A 758-nucleotide genomic window follows, 5' to 3' on the forward strand; every position below is an offset into this window, starting at 1 on the left:
GTGCCGTCTTCGTCGAGCGGCCGCGGCCGAGGCCGGCGCCACCGTTCGGCTCTATCTCGACAACCGCCCGATCGGCGAGGGCGGAATGGATCCGCGCGGCCGCTTCCGCATCCGGGCGGCGGAGGCGATCGCGCCCGGCGTCTATCGCCTGCGGGCGGACCAGCTCGACGCCGCCGGCAAGGTGACGGCGCGGGCCGAGACGCCGTTCCAGCGCGCCGCGCCGGCCGAGATCGCGGTGGCCGAGGGGCGTGTGGTGGTCCAGCCCGGCAACAGCCTGTGGCGGATCGCCCGCCGGGTCTACGGCGAGGGACCGCGCTACACCGTGATCTACCAGGCCAATCAGGAGCAGATCCGCGACCCCGACCTGATCTATCCGGGGCAGATCTTCACGGTGCCGGCAGCGGGGGGCACGGCCGCCGTTCCCGGCTGACGCGATAATCGACCCCGGTGACGCCCGTCACAGCGACAGGGCAGGTGCCGGGCTAGGGTAAGCACAGCTCGTTAGCGTCTCCCGCTCGAGCAGCCTCCCTGTTCACCTCCCGGGCCCTGGTCCTCCAGGGCCCGCTTTCTTTGCGTCAGGCCAGCAAGGCAGCCGTCACCGACCGATAGCGCGCCGCCACCGCGGCCTCGTCCGCATGCCGGCCGTCGCGCACCCGCCAGCGCCCGCCGGCCATGACGTGGCGGATCGGCGAGTCGTTGCCGGCGAAGACGAAGCTGTCGAGCAGCGTGTCGCCACGCCGGCCGACCAGCGCCGGATG

1 protein-coding gene and 1 pseudogene are annotated in these 758 nt (G+C 73.1%); one reads left to right on the top strand and one right to left on the bottom strand.

The genetic code is table 11. From position 1 onward, the window contains the following. A partial coding sequence (locus tag P409_RS35465; RefSeq protein ID WP_152613737.1) for a LysM peptidoglycan-binding domain-containing protein occupies positions 1-430 on the top strand: 430 nt, incomplete at its 5' end. A gap of 145 nt (positions 431-575) precedes the next feature. Here the strand turns inward: P409_RS35465 and P409_RS39840 are convergent. Continuing rightward, positions 576-758, bottom strand: a pseudogene (locus tag P409_RS39840) (formimidoylglutamate deiminase); the annotation flags it as partial.

The organism is Inquilinus limosus MP06 (assembly GCF_000767795.1).
In the GTDB taxonomy this organism is placed as follows: Bacteria; Pseudomonadota; Alphaproteobacteria; order DSM-16000; family Inquilinaceae; genus Inquilinus; species Inquilinus limosus_E.